At 41.7% G+C, this 408-nt stretch carries 1 protein-coding gene; it reads right to left on the bottom strand.

Translation table 11 applies throughout. The features are described from left to right. Positions 1–2 precede the first annotated feature (2 nt). On the bottom strand, positions 3–408 hold a 406-nt coding region (locus tag AAEY62_RS20495), incomplete at its 5' end, for a GGDEF domain-containing protein (protein WP_350636078.1).

Here is a 408-nt window from a genome sequence, read left to right as displayed (position 1 = left end):
CCCTAATCTTTACTAAATACGGCGCAGTCGCGGCCTTGTTTTTTTGCTTGATACATAGCATCGTCGGCGCGTTTAAACCAGCTAGCAACTGTGGTGCCCGGTATCCAAGCTGCAACACCAAAAGATACAGTAACTGAGTTACCCGCAGGTGTTTTTAACTCGTTTTTTATTGTTTCGCGTAGCTTGTTTATAAAGCTAACTTGCTCTTTGGGCGGGATTTCGGGAATTATTAGCACAAACTCTTCGCCACCAAAGCGGTATAGCTTATCTGATTCTCTTATATGTGAATTGGTAATTGACACTAACTGCTTTAGTACTCTGTCTCCTTCGGCATGGCCGAATTCGTCGTTTACCTTTTTGAAAAAGTCTAAGTCTAAAAACGCTAATAAATAAGTGCTGTTATAACGC

The sequence above is a fragment of the Pseudoalteromonas sp. GW168-MNA-CIBAN-0100 genome (assembly GCF_040309225.1).
Lineage (GTDB): Bacteria > Pseudomonadota > Gammaproteobacteria > Enterobacterales > Alteromonadaceae > Pseudoalteromonas > Pseudoalteromonas arctica.
The sequence above is the reverse complement of the archived record's forward strand: the minus strand, read 5'-3'. Positions and strand labels throughout refer to the sequence as shown.